The sequence below is a fragment of the Roseobacter sp. EG26 genome (genome assembly GCF_049830555.1).
Lineage (GTDB): Bacteria > Pseudomonadota > Alphaproteobacteria > Rhodobacterales > Rhodobacteraceae > Roseobacter.
On sequence record NZ_JBNBLH010000011.1, the window covers coordinates 104,796 to 126,587 of the forward strand.

Here is a 21,792-nt window from a genome sequence, read left to right on the forward strand (position 1 = left end):
TCAGATCTCCCCGAGTTTCTGTTTGAGAACCTGGGTGTAGCGCTCGGCAACCTTCGCAACTGTTGGCTTGAAGGCGTCGTTCTGAGTGGCGGTTGTTCCCGCATCCTGCGCAAACACCTGTCGAAACGGAAACCGGATCATCTGCAATGCAAACTCGGCCCCATCAACAGGATCACCTGGACCGGCGCTCATGTTTGTCGTGTTTGCAGAGGCAAATGCACGCGCGGTGTTGCTGAGATCAAGAACACCCGCCGCGCCCGGTCGGAAACGTACAGGGATTTGCTGCGCTTGCGTTGGGTCCTTTGGTTCGGCGCCATTTTTGTCAACGTAATTGCCATTTTGAACGTTACGGGCAGGAACTGTTGCAGTAGTGCGCCCGCGTGCCGAGGTTTTGAGGTTGACCCCAAACTGAATGCCCTGACGCGGCTCTTCAATGTGCAGCACTTTGGGAATGCCATCGAACATGGCCAGCAGAACCGCCGGGGAAAGCCTTTCAAGACGCAAGAGCTTGATCCGGCTTGGGTGAGATTCCGGGTGGATATCGGTATCATTCGGTCCCGGCTCATCCTTGTAGGCGCGCACGTGCAACCCCGGCCACCCCGCCACAGCAGCGGAGCGCAGCAAAAAACCGGTTACGACGCCCGCGGTCCCGCGCAGCAGCGGCTCGCCCCCCGGTGCGCGGTATCGGCGCTCTGCATCATCCACTTCACCCTCGATCTGCGGGTAAAATCGTTCCAGCTGGCCGCGTTCAATGGTGTTGGTCGTGGCAACGCTCAACGCACCCTGAACCAACGCATCTGTCCAGGCGCGGTCGAGGTAAAAGAACCGGATGGATTCGTTTGGCAACAGCTCAGTGTCTGGAACCAAATTGTTGAAAGGGACCCCATCAAGCATCCTCAGCTTGGCCAGAAAAGACAGGATTTCAGGAGGCGCAACCGTCGCTTCGGCACCTTCTGTCACGGCGTCGGCAATCAACTGCAATGTCATATTATGAGACAAAGCCATGGTCAGTTCCTCTCAAAACGGTCTTTGACGAAGCTGTCGAACGACGAGAATTCATCCAGGTCCCGTATGGTGTCTTCCCTGATCCGGTCGGTTCCGATCGCCGTTTTCGCGAGATCGAAAACACCCGTCGTCAGAACGTCTCCCAATTGGCCTTCGACCTGGCCGTTGAGGTCAATCTCCGCGCTGCTCACACGGCCCGGTTCAGAAGCCTGCAAAGCGGCAAACGTATCAAGGTTGTCAGGTTGTGCTGCGATCTGATTGACAAGCGCGCGGTCCATGCCGAGCCCATCCGCCAGAAAAGCATTGAAGTCCCCGGCCAGTCCCACCGCTTGGGTCCCGGGATTGACCAATTCGACGGGCGTGGAAATAACCCTTTCACGCCGCAGTTCCATGGCGCGGATAATCCCGCCCTCCATCAACTCAGAGACGAGGCCCTTGTTGATCGCGTCGAGAATCCTGTCTTCATCGAAATCATCCAGCAGACGACCGAGGATATCGCGGCTCTCCAGGAACACAGTCTGTTGGACCAACCGTGCCCGGCTTGCGCCGAATTGCTCCGCGCGCCAGCGCTGCATCGCCGCAACGAAGGACGGTTGCGACATTGCCAGTAAGCGCCCTGTCTCGAAGGCCACAGCCAAAGAGACATCCTCGCGCCCGTCCGGTGTCATCATCCGCAAATGATCACTGACATGCGCCAGCACCGGGAATTGCGCTTCCTGCGCCAAGGGGTTGCGTAACAGCTGATGCGGCGAAAACGGGCCGCGATACCACGCATTGGCGTTCTCGCCCGTACGGGTCAGGTGCGGCAGTCCAACGTGACCGGTTTCAGCCGTTTCAAGGGGCAACTGCGTGACCGGATCGCTGCCCGGATCATCCCCCTGCACGTCGGGCGCACACTTGGGCAAGGCGCGCGCGTATCCCCCTTCCGAGACGGTTCCCAGCAGCCCGACATCAAGCGAGGTCATCAGTTGCCGGAAGCTCCCCGCACCCGAACAGGTGAAACGCCAGGAGGTGAGCACCGGGAAGCGGAAGAACTTCTCCGGGAACAGAATTTCGAGCGGGAAGTTGAAGGCGGAGAAACTTCCCTCGACCCGGCGCACCTCATCATGGGTAGCCGTGCTTGTGGTTGCCCTTACCGCGGAAAAATCACTTTCGAGAAAAGAAATCGAATCCATCCGGCCAAGCACGTTCAACCCGTCAGACGTGGCCCCGGCCCGATCCACAAGGTTGCCATTGTGAAATACAACCTCGCCGCGTCGCACGGCGTCGGCCATGGCATCGCTATCGCCAAGATCCAGCAGGCGCGCATCCGTACTGACCTTTTGCGGCACTGCCGTACCGGAAGAGACCGATGCCGCGTAGCCGGCCAGTTCTTCGTTAAGAAAGAGATCTGACATTTCGAAGAACTTCCGCGGCGGTGCCGGGGGTGGCAAAGCGTCCAACTGCCCTTCGAGATTGATCAGACAAGCCGTGTAGGCCTTCGGTCTGCAATTCTGCGTATCGTATTGCGGCATCCTGTTGCCGATCACCACGGCCAGAAAACCGTCATCATCCCCCATCGCATTTTCGGTATCATCAGGATTGACCTCACGCACATGGGTCAGCAACGTCAGATCATCCACCGTCGGGAAAACTGCCGTGACCGTCGACTGCGGCACCGACAGATAGCTGGCGCGCGGCACATCCTTGTTCCCCTCCAGCGTCTTGCCCGGGGTGACGCACTCCTGCCAAGGCTGATCATGAACAATCTGCCCCTCCCCTTCGGCAATGATAACCAGCGCCAACCAAGGCGTCGTGGTCTGAACCGTCTGGCCATGAAAGACTGCACCGGGGTTCGCTGCACTTCGGTCCCAGGGCAGAGTGCGCTTTTTCAGAACAATCTGTGGCAGGCGCGATTCATATGCGCCTTCGGAATTGGCAGGCGGGAATGTCATCAGCGCCTGATCGGGTGGCAGTTTCAGCCGGGGCGCCGTGACATTGAAATGCGTATTCAGCGGCGCAACCGGCAGGGGTGTGCCGTCGCTGGCCTGCACATCAAGGCCTGAGCTGAGCGTATAGCTGCCCGCTGTCAGCGCCGGTGTGATGCTGTCGTATAAGAAGAATTTTCCTCGGGCGACCATAATCCTATCCTATTCCGGCTGCGTTACGCGCAGGTTGGCGGGCGCTGTCCATTGAGCGGTCACAGGTTTGCTGTTGCCGCCGGACAGGGTTTCCAGATCGAGCCGCACGGCATTGTTCAGAAGGCGCGAAATCAGTTGATCCGCTGTGGTTCGGGCCGCAACAACGCCGTCAAGACGGTCATCCGTGCGCCCGCCAATACCAATTGAGAAGGGTTGAGGTTTACCATCTTGATCGAGGCTGTAGACGATCAGCGTTTTGCCGTCGAAGGGCACCAGTTGAGGGGTCGTTTCTGTGGTCTCGATCCCCTCGAAGCGAACGGCCAAAGCCGCGAGCTCTTCCGTCGAAACCGTGCCTTCAATCAGGATTGCGAGGCTCTGGGCGGGTCGGTCAAACCGAGTCTCCACCAGCGCGGACTGATCGGTGAGATCACGCGCAACCATCCAACCGGAGCCAGACCGCTTGCCTGCGCGCGCCCTGCTGGCACCTTCCGCACGCACGAACCCTCCGGAACAGCGCGCAAGCCCGTGGCCGAGATAGGCAACTTCCGTCGTTTCCAGCCATCCGGCCAGATCACTTGCAGCGTCCTCTTCGCCTGCCAGCACCGCGAAAGACATGCTCTCGGAGGGCAAAGTGACGCGGTTCTGGTTGCGTTCGCTTTGGATGATCTCGCCGCCGGATCCGATCACAACCACACGCGCGTTTCCGGCAACGCGCAGCGTCCCTGCGGTCGGGAATTTCACTGTGCCGGATGATCCCGGCAAATCAAATACCGCAATTTCGCCCGCACTCAGCCCGCGTCCCTGCTTGCGGCGCGCAGCGGAACGCTCTGTCACCATGGCTTCAACGGCTGCCAGAGATTTGCGATCTGGCGCAGACGCCCGGGCACGTCCAGCCGAGGCCGGCGACATTGGCGACAAGGTTTCCGGCACGGCGGCCGGCGCGACAAGTGTCTTGGCGGTCTTGGGAACCCCGATTTGGGCCCTGAGCAGGACCGGTGCTGCCCGCCCAAGCGTCGCATTGGCCGCCACCTGGGGTGGGGCAATCCGTTTGAGCTGGCTCGCGGCCTGCGTCGTTGCGGTAACTTTCGTTTGGGCTGAAAGCCATGCTTTGCGCCCCGCGCGTGTGGGCTGCGCCATCAAGCCGCGTAGTTTTGCCTTGCCAAATCCTACCGTAACGGTTGTCTGACCGGGTCTCGGCATAGGGCGCTTTCGCCCCGGTGCGGCGGTGCCGATGATACGTTCGGACAAAAGACCAACCCGCATCGGAACGGCCCGCTCCCGCGCCCAGGAACGACGCGCCGTGGGCGCACGATCTTTGCCGTGCCAGTCGGTTGCAATCGCGGGCATGTCCCGCGCGTCCATCGTGCTCAGCAGCGCGCGCTGCTTTTGTGCTTCGCGGACCAGACTGGCCCGGATCGTACCCGCCGCACGCAGGGGCAGTGGTTTGCGCACATCATGCTCGACCTGATCGAAGGCGACCCCGCCCGTTGAGGCTTCGGGAATACGCCCGACCATGGCAGCGACGAATTTGAAATCAATGCCTTCGGGCGCCGAAATGACATCGCCCTTGGGGAGTTTCTTGGTCTCGGCAGGCCGCCCCCAAACGCCAATCGGGAATTTCCCGGTACGCCGAGCCGTCGCTTTGATCTGCGCGGGATGGTTCAGCGAAGCAGGGCCGCCAAAATCCCGCGTCAGCCGCATGTTCAACGTCGAGGACGTAACGGTTTTACCTGATGGTGCGATGCCAAGATTGGGCGCTGTCCCCATGGCTGGCAGGAAGCCGTCGCAGTCGATCCGCGTCAGAGGGATCGTGCTGGTAAATGACAACTCAAACTCGCTCATGACGTCAAAGGGATGCGCCGCAGTGCCATCCGCAGTACCGGGTTCATCGCCATCGCTGCCGGCAGGCGGAATCGCCCCCCGCCCGGAAATACCGCTGAGCGCGCGGGCGCGTTCGTTTGATGCCAGTTCCAGATACTTTTCAGCAAAGGCAGACCAGGCGATCAGTTGACCGGGAATCTTCGAGCTGTTGCCAAACCGGACACGGATGTCGATCGGGCCAACTTCGATCCGCGCGGTGCCATGGAACCTCGGACCGCGGACTTCGATATAGGCGCCAAGGGAGAACGACAGCTTGATCGTGCCGAACCATGTCTTGATGCGGATACCGGCAGAGACACGCGCATGGGCGTCAGCCTCGTAGTTGAAAGGGTCGAAATAGACGATGGCGTTACCGCCAAAGCTCACATGGGCGAAAGCCGGTCCAAATTTCGCGCTGGCCTCAAATAGGCCACCCGCCATGATCGCCTCTGATGTGAGCGCGAAATAGGTTTCGGCCTTGATCACAATATTGCTGCTGACCGACCAGTTGAAACCCAGTCGCGGCACGACGGGGTAACCATCGCGGTAGAAATTGGGGTGATAGCCGCCGAGGGTCAGAACGAACTGCCCGGCCTTGTCGCCCTTGAACCAGCTGACATAGGCAAAACCACCGGTCAGGCGCGCGCTTTCATGCAAAAGCCAGGAGTTGTCGGTCAGTTGCGCCTGTATCCAGATCACGCCTTCTTCGGTGGAAAAACGCGCAATCAGACCAAGTTCGATGGACACAAGGGCCGCCTCGGGACGCGGCAATGCCATGCGCGCGAGCCCGAAAATGGACAATTCGAACCCTTGGCCAAATTCCACCGCGATAACGGCCACGCCATCGACCAGGGCAAATGAGGTAAAACTGATCCCTGCTGCGAACCAGAATTTGCCGCGCGTCGGTGGGAAGGCCCCGCGCACTTGCCCCATATATTCCATCAGATTGTCCGGCGTCCCGAAGGCCGGATCAAGCGCGTTGATCATGACGAAGTCGTCGAAATCCCCGGGACTTTCGGGAGGATTGATCCCCCTGTTGATACCAAAACCACCGCCGATGCCCGTCAGGAAAAAGGCCGGCGGGCCGCCAAAGGGCCCAAGAACGGCGCCAAATGCAAAGAACGCCGCATAACGCTCGGGGTTAACAATGGAGGCATAACCGCCATAAATGGACAAGCCATAGGTCGCAAAACGCGCGGTGAGCATGCCAATATACTCTACATTTGCGCCATCCCCGAACTTGCGCAGCCCGCCCGCCAGAGCCACGCCCGACATGTCGGCCGAAATTGCCAGCCCGGCCAGATCGACCGCCCACGATTTGGGATCGAATATGCCGCCTCGATCCAGCCGGTAACGCAATTCCAGATCGTCCACCGCCGCCTGCAAACCGGCGATCGAAACGTTACCGTCAAACAACAGAGAGATGGATTGTAACGTGTCTGCTGAAACCTGCGTACCCAGCCCGATCTGGTCAATGTAGATGGGACCAAACTGGCTACGGACGGGCAGCCACCAGGGTCCTTCGCCGTCGCCGGCGACAAATCTGAAGGCAACCCCGCCGCCATCAGCCGACGGGCGGGTCTGGATCGACAGGGCCGGGCTGAAGGAAGGTGCAAGCGGGGCGTCACCGTCATTGGTTTCGGCCAGCATCCCTTCGGCAACCGGGTTGGCATCTTCATTGGCCTCGTCGCCCGTCTCAGACCCACCGGCATCGCCCACGGCAACGGCAAGCTCGGACAATTGCACCTGAGCCCCGCCCAGCAATTCATCTTCGGTAATGCGCGCAAAGACATGCAAAGCGACCGATCCGATGGCAATCGGGCTGTCCAGAAGCGGCGCATTGGTGCGGCCCACGCGCAAACCAACCCCGTCCACGGAAAGCACCGGTTTGAAATCGAACGATCCGGCAGTTTCCTTCATGATCCCGATGAACATTCCGGCAGCAGGACCGCCGATGATCCAGCGGCTGTCGTTCTCGATCCATAGCGCGATGTCGCCTTCGACGATGGGCAGTCTTCCGGGCAGTTCAAGCTTGAGCCCCAGAACCCCGTCCAGAGACTCAAAACGGATGTTGAGCTCACCACCGATGCTGACGGAAGGACCGGCCACGGCAATGTTATTGATCAGCGTGAGGATGCGGTCTCGCTTACTTTCCAGCAGTTGTGTCGATGTCTCACCAGGGTTCCGGATTACCCGGAAAAGCTCCGGGTCCAACGATCCACCGGGTTTCAGCAACACGCCGGTCAGAACGCCGCGAATGTCGCTGCCACCGATGGTCTCGTCCAGAACGCTTTGCAGCTCGTCCAATTGCAGCAGGAAGGTTCCCAGCAGATCGATTGCGAAATGCATGATCCCGCTGGCAATTTCTGCAGGCGTGTTCGATCCGAACCCCAAATCAAACGTTTCGCTGTTGAAGTCATATCGCATGACCAGCGCATGGGTATTGGCCGCGTCTACGGCAAGACCCGTGGACACGAAGGGAGCGGCAACAGCGCTGCCGACATCCAGCGCGAATACAGGGCGCAGACTGATCCCATCGCTCAAGGGAATGTCGGCAGGGCCTATGCCCATTTGCATCCGGGCAAGCCCGGTTGCGTCAAACCGCAGGGTTGCGGAGGTGACATTGACAAAGGGCACCCCGACAATGTTTGCGCCGAGTTCGACCCAAACCGGGCTGGTGTTGAAGATCACCGAAACGGTCGAGCCGGGGGTGCCCGCGTTGGCGACCTCGACCTGCAAGCCACCGGCAGTGGCGGAGACAGCCACACCAGGCGGCAAGGCTGCCCCCAAACGCACCAGCCCCGATGTCAGCAGCGCAGGCCATCGGGCTTCGAGGGTCCCTGCCGGATCGCTCACCCAGGCACTCAGCGCCGGAGCATCAAAGCTTCCCACCTGTCGCAGCAAGAGCGCATCGCCGACATCTGCCAACAGATCACCGGCAGGCGTGCTGGTCGCGACGATGGCGTCAAGGGCTGCGGGCAACGCCGCCGTGATCCCCGCCGTGGCAAGCTGCGCGATGCCTGCTGGATTGGGGTAGATTTCCAGATCAGAGGCCGCGCTGTCGCGCAGGAAAAGGCGCACGGCCCCGCTTTCAACGGCGAGATGTACCGCCCGTGTGCCGACCGGACCCCCACTCAGGCCAACGGATACCGCGATATGGGGCAGGACCCGGCCGTTGGCATCAATTCTCAGCCCCACTGCGCCGCCAAAATCCACATCCGCCCCGGGCATGAAGAGCGCCGGATCAAAGCCGAAATCCAACACCAGGCCCCCGACATCGCGGGCACGCAGCGACAATCCGGGAGCAATCTCCCAGATGCCAGAAGCACCGGCCAAACCAACCAGCGGTTTGAACGCGTCCATAAGGGCAATCACGCGGTCGGCACGGACAGTTTTGCCGCCTACTGCCCCAAGAACGGTGCCTCGCCGCAACCAGGCTCCGGGATCAATGAACATCAGCGGCGGTATGACGACACGGCCCTCAGGATCGGACAGATCAAGCAGGCCAAGCCCGATCAGCGCCGCATCCACGACCTCGCGCGCGCCGAGATCGGCATGCCTGAGTTCGTCGAGCAGGCGCGCCAGACCCGTTGCGGCAAGCGCCGGAAGTGCAGTTTTTCCGATACGTATCAAATCCGGCGTGGGCCAGAGCGGTACGCTGGGTGGAACGCCGCCCAATGCCTCCGCATGGGTCGTCCCAAGGTTCAGGGACGCGGAAAACGGTGTCAGCGGCACGTTGAGATGCGTGTCCGTTTCAGCACCAAGCCGCAAGGTCGCCCCGGTAACACCTGTTGCTCCGACCGATCCTGAAACAGCCCATTCCGTAAAGACGGGCATTCCTGTCGCCCCTGAGAGGCTCAGCGAGACCTGACGTGCAACCGGGTCGAAATTGACCCCGCTGACAGATGAGGTCGCATCGCCGATAAGGGTCATCAGCTGGTTGCGCATCGCGGGATTTGCGAGGACATCACGCAGGCGCGCGGCGGGGTCATCAAGCCAGTTGGACAAGGATAATGGATCAAAACCATCCCCCGGCCCGAGAATGCCAAGTGCCCGAAGAGCGTCGGCAACTTTGGCCAAGGCCGTGTCAGCGCTGCCCGACAATTGACCAAAGACCTGCGAAAGCAAATCCTGAATTTCGGGTGTGGTTGGCGCGGCCAGCCCGTCCATCCCCAGATCACCGGGTGCCAGATCGGGCGAGAGTACCAGGCGCGGGAAACTTCTGTCGTGAATCCGGACGCCGTGCAAAACAATCTGTGCCCGGTTGAGGTCAGCATCGCCCCCGCCAAGTGTGACACTCAGGTCGATTTCTACGGACCTCAGCTCGAGATCTAGTGGCAGGGGTGCAGCTTGTGGTCCGCCAATCAGCCACCCATCGGAATGGCGCAATTCCATCGCGACGCAGATGGCATGGGCCTGACGCGGTTGGGCGGATGGAATACCGGAGCTGAAATCGAGGTTCACCCCGACGATTTCCGCAAGCGCCTGACCCTCGATGATCAGGCCGGACGCTCCAGGCGCACTGGACAACGGCACCCAGGCCCCCATCGAAGCAGAGGTGATTTTCTGCAGGGCCCGGCGCGCATCTCTTGCTTGCGCATTGAGGCTCAGGCCCGCAGCGACCGTCGCGCTCAATGCGCGTCTGATCGTGGCGCTGTCCAGCACGCCATAGACCAGATGAAGCGAAAGATCGGCGCGCTTCGTGCCGGTCCAGCCCGATGGCAAAGCCATCTCTGCCAAAGGGGCGGCGCGGGCACCCAGATAGATTTCCAGCAGATTTCGGGCGCGGGCCAGATCATCGTCATCCGGTTCTGCTACGTCCGGATCGGGTAAGAATTCGGACAAGCGACGCAGCATCTCGGCTTCGGCAGCTGGCAGGGGCGACGGCACCTGATCTGCGACCACCGGCAGGCCGATTGTCACCAGGCGGTCAAGTCCACTGCCCATTTCGTTCAAGGCCAGCCAGCACGCGTGACCGGCTGCGCGATCCGCAACGACGGTCGCATCCGCCTGGCTTGCGATGAGCGACAAGCCATGGCGCAAACGCGCAACCTGGCCGGCTACGCCATCGGGATCGCCGATAGGCAATCCGGCGTCTGCACGTGGGGCCAGAAGGATGTGCCAGATACCCGATTCCGATGGCAGCGGCGTAAAGGCCAGCGGATCACGTCCCGCCTCACGCATGTCGAGAACGCGGGCCATGTCCAATGCCGAGTCAATCGCGGCACCGGACCGCAGGACACGTACATGAATTTCCGTCGGCGGTGTGGAACCGATGATGGGCGCAAGGTCGATACTCTCAAACAGCGCTTCAGCGGTTTGGTTCTGGATCACATGAACGGTGGAGCCTGGCAGGGCAATGCTGGGAGGGCGCACTTGCCCATCACTCCCTTGCCACAGGCGGGAAAGCCCCAGCAAACCCGCACTGATAGCGTCCTGTGCAAGGCCTGCGCCACTTGGGCCGACAACCTCGGGAAACTCGCTCAGGATGGCCTGTGCCAATTGCCCGGGCTCCAAGCCATCAGCCCCCGGTCGCCAGCGTCGCAACGGCAGTGACTGCAGCGCGCTGGGGACGGGAAGTGGCGCGTCCGGTTGTCGCCAGACCGCGAGGGCTGGTGCATCGGCACTGGCAAAAAGAGCAATCCGCCAAGGGTCGGCGATCGTTCCACGCCCTGTGACATGCAGACCGGTCCCGGGCACATGCGACAGAAACCGCGCCAGCGGTTGCAACTGATCCTGCAATTGGCTTTCAGCGTCTGACAACAACCGCGCAAACCACTGCCGCAGCGCAGATTGGGCGTCCGCAACCAGATCAGCCAATGCCAGACGATGCTTGGGCGGACTGCCCAGAACAGGGGCTTGACGACGCCAGCCCAGCGCCTCGATCAGATCGTTCAACCAAGCCTGATTGAGTTGCTCGGCCAGCAGCGCCGCCAGCCTTTCGAGGGCTTCCCATTGCGCGGCCGTGATAGACGCAATGGCCGTGTCAATCCCACCCGAGAGATCGGGGACATCAATGGGGATTTGCAATCCATCAATAGAAACACCCGGGCTGGGTGCCTCATAACCAAATTTCAAACCGGTCTCGGGGACCCAGCGGGCACGCAGGGCAAGGTGATCAACTTCAAGGCGCAAAGCTCCCTGATCGGTGCTAAGCCGCCCGCCGCCGCGCGCGCGCGCAAGACCGCGCAACAGAATTTCGGGCAGAAAACCTGCGGCACCGGTACCAAGGTCGAGCGCTACGATGCCGACCCGTATTCGGGTTTCAATGACGGTGCAGCGTTCGCCCAGCGTATCCACTTGCCGCAAAAACGCCAGACCAATGACCAGCCGCGCGGAGGCATCACGCCAAAGGGCGACATGCAACCCGGCCTCGAGAGGTAAAACCCAGGGGCTGGCATCTGTCCCCTCCCCCGTGACGGCACCGGGCGTTGCGTCGCCGGTCAAAAGATGGCGCAGGCTGGTCAAAACCGCCGGAACATCTGCCGCGTGAGCCGTAAAAACGGTGTTCCAATGAGATTGCAGCAATCCAAGCGGATCACCCAGGAATTCCAGCAAATCAATCTGCGGATACCCTGCGCTGGCGCCGGGCGGAGCCTGCCAACCGAGGGCTACGGCGATCAGATCGCCCGCTGGCCCCAGATTGCCCAGAACCTCTGCCAAAGCGTCGGTAATAGCCTGCGCTGCGGTGGCCGCAAGCGCGTCCGGGTTTGTCAGATCGAGCCGCGGGTGCGCGGTATTGAACAGCACGGCGTTCAGCAGTTCGATGACCAAAACCGGACGTCGCGCCTCGTTGAGCCCAAATCCGACAACAAACGTGTCCACAGACACATTCGGCATGACGAGAGATGATAAATCAAAACGCGCTTCGGCCCGTAGCTTCGGAACCGCTGTGGCTGTCCCCAACCCCAGATCGAGTTTGACCAAATCCGCGCGCAGGGCAACTTCTGCGATGCCGTCCTGCAATCCGAAGGCCGCTGAGACAGTGATAACGGGCTTTCCCGATGCCCCCGCCTCTGCCAGCAGGCCCAGACGAATGGCCGCTGTCCCTATGGGCAATACCACGTCGTTGTTCTGCACGGTCGCGCCATTGGCCAATAAATCGGCGAGTGCTTGCAACCAGGCTGTGCGACGCGGTGCATCGCCCAGAACCTGCGCAAGCCAGTCGCCCAGGGCATCAACACCACGGTTGAAGATATCCTCGATCGGCAGCGCCGGTATGGTGGGATCGTCAGCAAGGCCAATCAACTTGGCAAAAGCCAGGATTTGTGCGCCCGCCGTACCGCCCACCTGCGCTTGTATCAACCCGATGATAAGTTCGATGCCTGCGTCACGCAGCCCGTCTGGATCGGTTAGCGAGAGTACCAGATCACGGCCCGTGGATTGGCCCGGCAATTGCAATCCGCGTAATGTCAGACCGACTTGTGGGTCACCATCAGCGTCATGTGTTGGCACGAGCAGGCGCAGACCAACAGCCTGTAGCCCCGCATCACCGGGGGGGGCTGGCGTATCGGCAATCGTCACTTCACTCGTGACGGCGATAAAACCGCCCAGCTGGGCAATCAACTCGGGCGATGAAGGAGAGCTGGTGCCTTTTCCTGCCCGAAAAAGAGGGAACATCAAAGACGACTGGCTTGCCGCCAGCGGCGCGCTGGTGGTGAAACGCGCGCCCAGAAAGAGATGAACCTCGCTCGTGGGCGTATCATCGGCAACAACGAAAAAGGTGATTTTCGCGCCGCCGCCCAGATCCTCGGCAAACAGCTCTATCCACAACCGGTTCTCAGCGTCGCGTTCGGTTTCACCGCCGCGCAGAGTGGCGACGAAATCAAACAGCGCCTGACGCTGCAAATCATCGGCCAGCATCGTTTTGAGATATCTTTGCGGATCACCCAACCAGTCGCTGTTGAAAGTACCGTCCGGCTTGACCAGCCCCAAGGCGCGCAGCAGATCTGCGGTATCGCCAAATTCATCCGGCGAAAACGCGTTCATGGACGAGCCTCCTTGAAGTTGAACCGGGCCTGGCTTTCGACCACAAGCATGCCGCGGCGCGCCACCAGTGCCCGTGGGATCAAACGGCGATTTTGCGGATCACGCCCGGAAGCTCCGGCGAGGCTCTCACTGGCGGAGATCAGGGCACCATGGGCAAGGGCGATCAGCGAAGAGCCCCAAACCTGCGCAACCAAAGCATTCCCTGCCGGCCGGTCCGTGGTCGCCATGACCAGACCCGTCAGGCGTTCCTCACCTCCAACCGCAAAGGGAATTTGCATTGTCGCGCGCAGCCCATCCGCTTCGACAGGAATGTCGACCCGGACCATTCCGTCGGTGAGCGTCGCCTTCATCCGCGAAGCGTGCACCACGAGTTGATTGATGCCGTCATCCCACACCACGCTTTCTTGTTCTTCGGAAAGACGCACTGCCGCCAGTTGCAACAATTGTGTCAGCCCTTTTGACGTCACGGGAAGGTCGGCCCCTTTCTTCCCAATGGGCACCGGCGTTTTGGGGAGCGATTGCGGGACCTTCTTGCGCAAGATATCCATCATGGATGAGGTGACAAAATCCAACTGGTTGGCTTTCGGCAGGTTCGGGGACTGGATGACCGATCCCAGAATTTCTGACATATCTTTTGGTTTGACGAGCTTGCCGACAAAATCCCCAAGAATATCAGGCGCAGGTTCAGTGTCTCGTACGATGATGAGGTCTTCGGGGCGCAGTCCCCGCAACCGTTCTGCCTCGCGCAGAATGCGCTCAAGTCGTTTCTTGTCCGTCCGCGACAGCCCGACCATGTTGCCAATATCGAGAAGCCGGGTGCCGCTGCTGGCTGACCCCAATCCTAAACCGGATCGCCGTGTCGGACGTCGCACCATTGCTCTCTCCCTCAATAATTGAGGCGCGGACCCACACGCGATCAGCCCATCGTCAGAGCATGATCACATCGCGGCTACCCGCAATTGTTAAAGCGGTACCTGCTATTTTCGAAAGGCGCGCAAAACCAGCTGCGCGACAAATCCAAGTACCAACCAAGTGAAAATGAACCCCACCAGCTCAAGCGCGAAACTGCCCCATTTGAAATAGAGCTGTGCGACAATCAAAGCGATGACAAAAGGGAGAAATTCGCGTTCAAGGATGTCTTTGAGGGCAAAAGTCTTCAGGAGTGAGTACACGAGATAATGGCCCCAGAGAAATGAACAGAATAAAAGGTTTCAACCCTGAGTTAACCTAGCGTTATCCAATTCAGTCAAGTGATAGTTTTAGCAATTATGCCTGATTTCGAGGATACCAAGCGACACCCCGAACCGCATGTGTCAGGCATTTCCTGATACCGCGACGAGGTGTCGAAAAGGCCAAGCGCCGCTCAAACTTGCGGCTGTCCTTCGTTGGTATCAAGGCTATGTATCCAATTTTTTAGGATATAATTCAAATACTTGCACACTTGTTGTCGAGCAAGATTTGCTGCTGCCTGTCAACGGAGGAGTTCTTTCCTTGCCACACAGAAACAGGACTCCATCGACTGAACAAAGGCAAAATTCAAACCAATCGACAGCTTGCGCAGCACAAGCCGATTTTTGCCCAGCGCCATCGCATCTGAGAGAGGGGCGATCTCAATAGAAGCCTTGAGGCGCCGAGATCGAGGAGAGCCGTGGTGTGATTCTGTCAGCCTGGGGAATGCCAGAAGCCCGGCACTCGGCACCGACCCTCATACGCATTTTCCAATGTGGCAGCGCTGCTCGAAGGCGACCATTCCACCTGTGCGTCGACTCAAGCACGGGATCATCAGCATGTCAGGTCTGCGCGGAAAAGCCCTTGCTGATCAACTCTCTACCAAAAAGATCTTCCGACCCGTTTCCGCAGACAGATAGATTGCATCTTTGATCCGAAGCACGTCAAGATAACTCCGTGCGGTATTCTCAAAGCCGCTATCCGTCCGCAAAGCGTTGATCACATGGTTTTGCAAATGGTGCACACAATCGCCGCCGAATCCGCCAGCAGTATCGGGCGCCAACAGAGTTTCTGCCACCACATCCCCCTTGGCTCGAAAACGGACACTGCCATCCCCGGAAAGAGTCAGGGTACCGTCCGTGCCTTCAAACTCTGCGTCGCCCATCGTCCTGCGATGATTGTCCGAGACGTGATCACAGTGCCGGTTGCCATCAAAGAGCGTCCGGACGCCACCCGGGTGATCGAGCAGGAAGAACCCTGCGTCCTCGCCGCTGATTGCCGGGTTGATCTGACGCAAATCAGCATAAACCGCTGTGGGATCGCCAAAAAGAAAGCGGAAGGTGTCAATCCAGTGCACACCCGTTTCATGGATCAAGAACCGGGGCATCTGCTGGAAATAGGGCTGACGATCCAAATAGGCGCGAGGGCCCTGACCATCTCCGGGACGCAGGCGGAAACTAGCCTGCAACGGTGTGCCAATTTGCCCGGCATCAATGGCAGAGCGGATGGCCCGATACCAGGGCATGAAACGAATATTCTCATGCACGATCAGGTTGGTCCCGGCTGCTTCGGCGCGTTCCGTCACACCTGTTGCTTCGGCCAGATCAATGCAAAACGGTTTTTGGCAAATGATCGTTTTGACACCGATCTCTAGCGCGATGTCAATCGCTTCCCTATGAGCCCCAGGCGGCAAAATGATGTCCAGAATGTCAGCCTTGGTCTCAACCAACATCTCATGCAGCTCCGCATAAGCTGGCAGGCCCGTTGCCCGCGCCGCATCAAGGTTATGGTCCGCTGATCCGACCAGTGCTACGCAGGGCATGCGTCGCCAGGCATCATAGTGAAACTGGCTGAAGTAGCCCGCACCCAAACAGGCCACGCGATATTGGGATTTTTGGTTCATGTCGCGGCGAGTGCAGCTGTGACCGCCGCCGCTGCTTGACTTGTCGTGGCGGTTCCGCCGAGATCGCCAGTCAGATCCTCGCCCTTCGCGATGACCTTCTCGGCCGCCTCTCGAAGCCGCACGCCATCTGTTGTGAGGGACGCATGGTCATGGCGCATACCCAGCCATTCCAGCATCATCGCGGCAGAAAGGATCATGGCCAGCGGGTTGGCAATCCCCTGCCCGGCAATATCCGGCGCCGACCCATGACAAGGTTGAAAGACAGCATGGTACAGTCCGATATCAGCCGACGGTGCCACGCCCAACCCGCCCATCAAACCCGCGCCCAAGTCAGACAGAATATCGCCAAACATGTTCTCAGTGACCAATACATCGAAATCCCATGGTTTCTGAACAAACCACAACGCCATAGCGTCAACATAGGCATGCTCACGCGCCAAGTCAGGAAATTGCTGGGCCGTTTCATCAAAAATCTCGCGGAAAAACGCGAAGGCACGGAAAACATTGGCTTTATCGACGCAGGTGACCCGCCCCGGACCTCGCCCGGCCTCTTTACGATCCCGTGCCAAATTAAAAGCGAAATCGAACAGAAGTTCGGATGTCTTACGGGTGATCAACAGCGTTTCGCGCGCCTCTTCTTCGGTGACTTCCCCGCAGCCTTGTGTGTGAAACAACCCTTCGGTGCTTTCCCGGATGAGAACGAAATCAACCTCCCGCCCGGCGGGCAGCGACAATGGCGTTTTCTGGCCGGGGAAGATGCGAACGGGGCGCACACCGGCAAAAAGATTCAAAGCCTTGCGCAGATCAATTTGCGGAGAAATCTCGGTACCATCATCGTATCTGACCGACGGCAGCCCCATCGCGGACAGCAATATCGCGTCACTGTCTTTTGCGCCTTGCAACGAAGTCGCGGGCAGCGCCTCCCCGGTATTCGCAAAATGAGCGGCCCCCGCCGGGTAATCGACAAAGCTGAGGTTGTAGCCATTTTGATTGGCAAGCTGGCCGAGAATTTCAACAGTAGGCTGCATTATTTCTGGCCCAATGCCATCTCCCTGAAAAACCGCGATCCGGTAAACATCTTTCATTTGTTGCTATGTCCCCTAGCGTGATTGAGACTTTTTCGACCACATATGATTCAGTGGTAGCAAATAGTCCAACTCTAATGTATGCATTAATGCATACGTAAATGAGCATCCCGCTAAACGCAAGGACACAAATGTACGCTGTTGTTGTCACCTTCACGATCAAATCCAACCGTCTGGCTGAATTTCTGCCATTGATGGAGCACAACGCCAGGGCATCGCTTGCAAATGAACCTGGGTGCCATCAATTTGATGTCGCAACCGATCCCGCGCGGCTCACCGAAGTCTTTCTGTATGAGCTTTATGAAGATGAAACGGCTTTTCGACAGCATCTGGCGACACAGCACTTCAAGGAATTTGACGCCGCAGCAGCAGACATGATCAAAGACAAATCCATCAGAACCTACGCAACGGTGATCCAGTGAGCGATTGGGAAATTTACGCAGTAAAATACGCAGATCGAAACAGCCGGACCCGGCGTGACAGTTTTATCTTTGATGACAACCACGATGCGCCGCACCCGATGGACTATTTCATGTGGGTTCTGCGGCAGGGGCAGAAAGTCATCCTCGTCGACACCGGCTATGACGCCAGCGAGGCCGAAACAAGAGATCGTCCGATCCGGCAGGACCCGGCAATCTCACTCGCACCATTGGGGTTGCAGCCCGCAGACATCAGGGACGTGATTGTCACTCATCTGCACTACGACCACGCTGGCGGTTTGCATCTCTTCCCAAATGCGAAACTGCATTTGCAAGCTGCCGAGATGGCCTATGCCACCGGTCCCTGTATGTGTCACGACACCCTCCGCATGCCGTTTACCGCGGGTCATATCTGCGAGGCGATCAAGCGGCTTTATTCCGGGCAGGTCATCTTTCATGACGGCGACGCAGAAATCGCCGACGGCGTGACCGTACATTGTATCGGTGGACATAGCCGCGGCCTTCAATGCGTGCGCGTGCGAACCAAAGCGGGCTGGATGGTGTTGGCGTCAGATGCCGCGCACTATTACGAAAATGTCTTTGCAAAAAAACCATTTCCGATCGTGGTTGATCTGCAGAACATGCTCGACGGCTTTGAAACACTGGAACGCCTGGCCAGCGAGCCAAAGCTGATCGTGCCCGGACATGACCCTCTTGTGGCGTCATCTTTTCCGCAAGCAATGGCTGATCACATCTGGCGGTTGGATCAGGGGCCTGACCGCCTGGATTTCCTGGGCGCTGGTTAGACGCTATTGTCTACCGTTTCGTTGGGCTTCGTTCCCTCCGCTTGCTCCTCCCCGGAGGCGAAAGCTGCTGTTTCCGGCGTGATGGAGCGCCCCGGTGGTGCCGCGACAAAGGCTGCTTTTTCTTCGGCGGACACCGGCGCGCGTGTCATAATGCGCAGCAGCGCGTAGGCGATCATCAGGATATGCGCCCCCACGGTTGTCAGAAACAAGCCTGACACGCCGATGGACGACATGCCCCAACCGGCAACAAGCGGCCCGATGATCGAACCCAAACCGAAAACAAGCAGCAAGCCACCGCTGGTCTGGATGAAATTGCCTTCTTCGGCGTGATCATTCGCATGCGCCAGAATGACCGGATACATCGAAAAAATCGACGCCCCAAAAAGCGAGACGAGAACAAGATTTATCAAAGTGCTCTCGGGTGCCACGAAGATAAACGCCAGGTCAGCAATGAGTGCCAGCACCGCGGTACCGACGAGGACTTTGCGGCGATCTATTCGGTCTGACAAAAAACCCACCGGCACCTGCGCTATTGCACCCGCCAAAATCGGAATACTTGCGAAAAGCGCGATGGAATTCAGCGTCAAACCGATCCGGCCGGCATAAACAGCCGCTAATGTTCCGAACGCGCTGTTGGAAACGCCGACCAGAAAAATGGCAAAAACAGCAACGGGCGAATTCCGCCACAGAGCCTTCAGGTCGAGACGCACCTTCACAAGTGGTTTTGGACTGGCACTGGAAGTGATCGCCACCGGAACCAATGCCAGAGCGTAAAAGATCGCCCCCAGAACAAAGAAGAAATAGCCATCGGTTGAGGCAAGGGTCAAAGACATCTGCCCGGCGGTCGAGGCGACCAGATTGACCATTGTATAGGTCCCGAAGATGCGCCCGCGGTTTTTCGCGTCCGAACGCTCACTGAGCCAGCTTTCAACGATCATCGCGGCACCGGCAAAGCACAAACCCGAAAGCGCCCTAAGCGGAATCCACGCAACAGGCTTCAAGAAGATCAACGACGCAAGAATGGCGACCGCAGCTAGCGCGGCCATTACTGTAAAGGAACGAATATGGCCGACCCTGCTGACCAGCATCGGCATCACCACGCAACCCGCGACATATCCCAACGCCCATCCGGTGCCCAAAAGCCCCAGGGACAGGGCATCAAAGCCCTCAGCCGCGCCGCGAACCGGAAGGATGAGGCTGTTGGTTCCACCGGCGAAAAGCAAGAGCGCGGAGCTGAGCAACAAGGCGCTGAGCGGGAGCAGATTGCGTAGCATCCCGTGAAGGTGGCACGGAATTGTGACGCACTGCAAGCTAGCGTCGAACTTTCTGCGTCCGACCACAGGCGCTGACGCCAGAGTGATGCGGCAGATCGCACTCTCCTATGGTCAAACAAAATATCCGGTGTACCATTGCCGACGGGAAGGTTTGAGATTGAAGGCAAATGCAACTGCGCATTGCGACACAGAAATTGGCGGGCAGTTACGCGCCTTGTTCTGGCGATCAACTCAGTGGCCTGGTGAAAAACAGAGGCGGCCTCGCGTCACCCGAAATTTGGAGAAGGAACTACCATGTGTGATATTTGCGTCATAAATTCAGTCAAAGAACGTATGCTGTCGCGGCGGGATTTTTTCAAAACCAGTGCGGCGGCTGGTGCCGCTGCGGGTCTTGGAGTGATGGTCAGCGCGCCTGCGGCAATGGCTGATGGGCATTCCGGCATCTTCGACATGACACACAAGCTCAGCCCGGAGTTTCCGACCTTCTTTGGCGTTCCGGGTATCTCCATGGAGCAACAGTTCAACTTTGCCGAAAACGGATTCAATCTGTTCAATCTCAGCATCAATGAACACACCGCAACCCATGTGGATGCACCGCTACACTTCTCTGCCGACGGTAGCTCGGTTGACGAAATACCGGTAAGCGATCTGGTCGTGCCGCTTTGCGTTGTCGACATTGCGGCAAAGGCGGCTGAAAACGCTGACGCACAGGTCACACCGGATGATCTGAAAGCCTGGATTGCCGCCCACGGCGACATTCCCGACAAGGCCTGCATCGCGATGCATTCAGGCTGGGCCGGCAAGACCGCCAGCCCGGATTACGTAGGCAATGACGCAGATGGCGTAAAACACTTTCCCGGATTCCACATCGAGGCCACGCAGATGTTACTGGAAACAACAACTGCTGCAGCCATGGCTGTCGATACTTTGTCACTGGATCACGGCCCCTCTCCGGATTTTGCGACCCACTATGCGTGGTTGCCCGCTGGGCGCTACGGCATCGAAAACCTTGCAGGCCTCGACCAGGTGCCCGCAGCGGGTGCCACGCTTGTGGTGGGCGCGCCAAACCACGTCGGTGGCTCTGGCGGACCGGCCCGCATCTTCGCAATGGTCTGATGGCAACCGTTCCCTTGATCTCGGATGAGGCGGCCAGCGCAGAAGTGCTGGCCGTTTTCAACGACATCCGTACCACCCGTGGCACCGATTTCATCAATAACTTCTGGCGGGCCCTGGCCAACGACCCCGAATTGTTGGCTGCGACCTGGGAACGTCTCAAAACCGTTATGGGCCCAGGGACATTGGATCCGCTGGTCAAGGAAATGCTCTATATCGCTGTGTCCACAGCGAATGGATGTGGCTATTGCGTACATTCACACACAGCCGCGGCAAGGGCGAAAGGCATGACACCCCAGCAGCATGGCGAACTTATGAGCGTGATTGGGATGGCCATGCAAACCAATGGCCTTGTGACATCGATGCAGGTTCCGACCGATCCAGAGTTTATGACAGATTGATCAGCAATCTGCTGGGCAAAACGGCTGCTCTCATTCGCCTATCGCGTGTTCAGCGCAACAGCGGCCGCCTTGATCGCGGCCCGAATCCGTAGATAGGTTCCACAACGACAGAGATTGCCACGCATCGCTTCATCAATCTCTTTGTCTGTGGGGTTGGGCGTGTTCGACAGAAGATCGGCGGCCTGCATGATCTGCCCCGATTGGCAGTAGCCACATTGCGCGACCTGATGCTTTATCCAGGCCTGCTGCACGATATGTAGATTATCCGGCGTTCCCAATCCTGCGATGGTGGTAACCGGGCCGTCCACGTCAGATATCGCGGTCTGGCAAGAGCGGATCGCGCGATCATTCAGATGCACGGTGCAGGCGCCGCATTGGGCAACGCCACAACCGTATTTTACGGATGTCAGGCCCAGGGTATCGCGCAATACCCACAAAAGCGGCATGTCGTCAGCCACATCAACATCATACGAATTGCCATCAACGGTGAGCTGCATCACGTCAACCTTCTGCCAATGACACAATTCTATCGGCCAAGCGCACGCGCCACAATGCGACCGTGACGTCACGAACCTGTTGAAATCACCCGCACGCGAGAAGACGCCTGGCGACAATTTGGTAAATCCGCCAGTGGTTTGGCCTGATCGCCGGATCAAGACGCGCTGAGGATGGCATGTCCCATCTCATCGTGGCCACCGACTTGGGAAACGCGCCGGATGACAGGCCCTGAATTTGGTCACCGCCCTAGAACTCGACGACGGCTCTGATGGATTTGCCTTGGTGCATGAGGTCGAACCCGTGGTTGATCTCATCCAGGCTCAGCTTGTGGGTGATCATCGGGTCGATCTCGATCTTGCCGTCCATGTACC

At 58.8% G+C, this 21,792-nt stretch carries 13 protein-coding genes and 1 pseudogene; 4 read left to right on the forward strand and 10 right to left on the reverse strand.

Annotated features, from left to right (window positions below; genetic code table 11):
- The 7 genes from ACOTTU_RS20430 to ACOTTU_RS20460 all read right to left on the reverse strand — a co-directional run bounded on the left by ACOTTU_RS20430 (position 1) and on the right by ACOTTU_RS20460 (position 16,910).
- Positions 1 to 1,005, reverse strand: a complete 1,005-nt coding sequence (locus ACOTTU_RS20430) for a hypothetical protein (protein ID WP_425660654.1) — start codon at positions 1,003 to 1,005, stop codon at positions 1 to 3.
- Between the two features lie 2 nt (positions 1,006 to 1,007).
- A complete protein-coding gene (locus ACOTTU_RS20435) occupies positions 1,008 to 3,125 on the reverse strand; it encodes a hypothetical protein (RefSeq protein WP_425660656.1) in 2,118 nt (705 codons plus the stop codon).
- 9 nt (positions 3,126 to 3,134) lie between these two features.
- Positions 3,135 to 12,974, reverse strand: a complete 9,840-nt coding sequence (locus tag ACOTTU_RS20440; protein WP_425660658.1) for a DUF6603 domain-containing protein — start codon at positions 12,972 to 12,974, stop codon at positions 3,135 to 3,137.
- On the reverse strand, positions 12,971 to 13,849 hold the full coding sequence (locus ACOTTU_RS20445; RefSeq protein ID WP_425660660.1) for a hypothetical protein: 879 nt from the start codon (positions 13,847 to 13,849) through the stop codon (positions 12,971 to 12,973). Before ACOTTU_RS20445 ends, ACOTTU_RS20440 begins: the two co-directional genes overlap by 4 nt.
- Positions 13,850 to 13,951: 102 nt before the next feature.
- Positions 13,952 to 14,146 carry a hypothetical protein gene (locus ACOTTU_RS20450; RefSeq protein WP_298922285.1) on the reverse strand — a complete coding sequence of 65 codons (195 nt, stop codon included), beginning with the start codon at positions 14,144 to 14,146 and terminating at the stop codon, positions 13,952 to 13,954.
- A gap of 647 nt (positions 14,147 to 14,793) precedes the next feature.
- Positions 14,794 to 15,825, reverse strand: coding sequence for a Gfo/Idh/MocA family protein (locus tag ACOTTU_RS20455; protein ID WP_425660662.1), 1,032 nt, complete (start codon positions 15,823 to 15,825; stop codon positions 14,794 to 14,796).
- Positions 15,822 to 16,910, reverse strand: a complete 1,089-nt coding sequence (locus ACOTTU_RS20460; protein WP_425660664.1) for an isocitrate/isopropylmalate dehydrogenase family protein — start codon at positions 16,908 to 16,910, stop codon at positions 15,822 to 15,824. The genes ACOTTU_RS20455 and ACOTTU_RS20460 overlap by 4 nt, the downstream gene beginning before the upstream one ends.
- A 101-nt stretch (positions 16,911 to 17,011) precedes the next feature.
- Here ACOTTU_RS20460 and ACOTTU_RS20465 point away from each other — a divergent pair, with 101 nt between their 5' ends.
- Positions 17,012 to 17,332 carry a putative quinol monooxygenase gene (locus tag ACOTTU_RS20465; RefSeq protein ID WP_425660666.1) on the forward strand — a complete coding sequence of 107 codons (321 nt, stop codon included), beginning with the start codon at positions 17,012 to 17,014 and terminating at the stop codon, positions 17,330 to 17,332.
- Positions 17,329 to 18,135, forward strand: coding sequence for an N-acyl homoserine lactonase family protein (locus ACOTTU_RS20470; RefSeq protein ID WP_425660668.1), 807 nt, complete (start codon positions 17,329 to 17,331; stop codon positions 18,133 to 18,135). Before ACOTTU_RS20465 ends, ACOTTU_RS20470 begins: the two co-directional genes overlap by 4 nt.
- Here ACOTTU_RS20470 and ACOTTU_RS20475 read toward each other — a convergent pair.
- Positions 18,132 to 19,409, reverse strand: coding sequence for an MFS transporter (locus ACOTTU_RS20475; protein WP_425660670.1), 1,278 nt, complete (start codon positions 19,407 to 19,409; stop codon positions 18,132 to 18,134). The two genes, ACOTTU_RS20470 and ACOTTU_RS20475, sit on opposite strands and share 4 nt — an antisense overlap.
- 294 nt (positions 19,410 to 19,703) lie before the next feature.
- On the opposite strand from ACOTTU_RS20475, the gene ACOTTU_RS20480 reads away from it, so the two are divergent.
- Complete coding sequence (locus ACOTTU_RS20480) at positions 19,704 to 20,525, forward strand: cyclase family protein (protein ID WP_425660672.1); 822 nt, start codon at positions 19,704 to 19,706, stop codon at positions 20,523 to 20,525.
- The gene (locus ACOTTU_RS20485) at positions 20,525 to 20,923 is read left to right on the forward strand and encodes a carboxymuconolactone decarboxylase family protein (protein ID WP_425660674.1); all 399 of its coding nucleotides are present in this window, start codon (positions 20,525 to 20,527) and stop codon (positions 20,921 to 20,923) included. Before ACOTTU_RS20480 ends, ACOTTU_RS20485 begins: the two co-directional genes overlap by 1 nt.
- A gap of 38 nt (positions 20,924 to 20,961) precedes the next feature.
- On the opposite strand, the gene ACOTTU_RS20490 is transcribed toward ACOTTU_RS20485, so the two are convergent.
- Together ACOTTU_RS20490 and ACOTTU_RS20495 are read right to left on the reverse strand one after the other, a co-directional pair.
- Entirely contained in the window at positions 20,962 to 21,420 is a 459-nt protein-coding gene (locus tag ACOTTU_RS20490) for a (2Fe-2S)-binding protein (protein ID WP_425660676.1), read from the reverse strand.
- A gap of 247 nt (positions 21,421 to 21,667) precedes the next feature.
- A pseudogene (locus ACOTTU_RS20495) lies at positions 21,668 to 21,792 on the reverse strand (S-(hydroxymethyl)glutathione dehydrogenase); the annotation flags it as partial.

Bases quoted from the DNA above. Each gene is read 5' to 3' on its own strand.
- ACOTTU_RS20430 (WP_425660654.1), bottom strand. From the start codon at position 1,005: ATGGCTTTGTCTCATAATATGACATTGCAGTTGATTGCCGACGCCGTG.
- ACOTTU_RS20435 (WP_425660656.1), bottom strand. From the start codon at position 3,125: ATGGTCGCCCGAGGAAAATTCTTCTTATACGACAGCATCACACCGGCG.
- ACOTTU_RS20440 (WP_425660658.1), bottom strand. From the start codon at position 12,974: ATGAACGCGTTTTCGCCGGATGAATTTGGCGATACCGCAGATCTGCTG.
- ACOTTU_RS20445 (WP_425660660.1), bottom strand. From the start codon at position 13,849: ATGGTGCGACGTCCGACACGGCGATCCGGTTTAGGATTGGGGTCAGCC.
- ACOTTU_RS20455 (WP_425660662.1), bottom strand. From the start codon at position 15,825: ATGAACCAAAAATCCCAATATCGCGTGGCCTGTTTGGGTGCGGGCTAC.
- ACOTTU_RS20460 (WP_425660664.1), bottom strand. From the start codon at position 16,910: ATGAAAGATGTTTACCGGATCGCGGTTTTTCAGGGAGATGGCATTGGG.
- ACOTTU_RS20465 (WP_425660666.1), top strand. From the start codon at position 17,012: ATGAGCATCCCGCTAAACGCAAGGACACAAATGTACGCTGTTGTTGTC.
- ACOTTU_RS20475 (WP_425660670.1), bottom strand. From the start codon at position 19,409: ATGCTACGCAATCTGCTCCCGCTCAGCGCCTTGTTGCTCAGCTCCGCG.
- ACOTTU_RS20480 (WP_425660672.1), top strand. From the start codon at position 19,704: ATGTGTGATATTTGCGTCATAAATTCAGTCAAAGAACGTATGCTGTCG.
- ACOTTU_RS20485 (WP_425660674.1), top strand. From the start codon at position 20,525: ATGGCAACCGTTCCCTTGATCTCGGATGAGGCGGCCAGCGCAGAAGTG.
- ACOTTU_RS20490 (WP_425660676.1), bottom strand. From the start codon at position 21,420: ATGCAGCTCACCGTTGATGGCAATTCGTATGATGTTGATGTGGCTGAC.